This is a genomic window from Caballeronia sp. LZ043 (assembly GCF_031451075.1).
In the GTDB taxonomy this organism is placed as follows: Bacteria; Pseudomonadota; Gammaproteobacteria; order Burkholderiales; family Burkholderiaceae; genus Caballeronia.
Window position 1 is genome coordinate 1 of sequence record NZ_JARUXT010000058.1, and the last position, 602, is coordinate 602.

1 protein-coding gene is annotated in these 602 nt (G+C 62.0%); it reads left to right on the plus strand.

Annotation, left to right across the window (positions count from 1 at the left end):
- Positions 1-602, plus strand: a 602-nt coding sequence (locus tag QCE64_RS37795) for a type VI secretion system tip protein VgrG (RefSeq protein WP_310009518.1), incomplete at both ends; no start/stop codon positions are given.

Sequence of the window (602 nt, forward strand, 5' to 3'; positions counted from 1 at the left end):
CGCCTCGCTCCCTTATCTCGCGCCCGATCAGATTGCGCTGCCCGAGACCGAAGGCGTCGATCGCTGGCACACCGAGGACAATGTCACCACGGGCCGCTACGTCGTCGATGACTATGATTTCCGCAAGCCCAAGGCGGACCTGCAAAGCCAGCAGGCCAACCCACTCAGCGATGAACACGGCTCTTATGAGAAGTACAACTGGCAGCTCGGCTATGTCAATGGCGACGAGGGCAATCACTATTCGCGCGTACGTCTCGAAGAGGAACAGACTGGGAGTGAAAGCGCTCATGGTCACACCACCATTCGCGCTTTCGCGCCCGGTTATCTGTTCACGCTCACAGGATGTCCCCGCACGGCTGACAACCGCGAGTACCTGATCGTCGGCGCAAGTTATCAGTTTCAAAGCGGCGGCGATGCCAGCGGCAGCAGCTCGGCGCGTTACGACACGGAGTTTCTCGCGCAGCCGACTTCACTGCCCTGGCGCGCGCCTTCCATCACGCCGCTGCCGAAAGCGACAGGACCGCAGACAGCGGTGGTCGTTGGCCCGGCAGGCGAGACCATCTGGACCGACCAGCACGGCCGCGTGAAGCTGCAATTCCGCT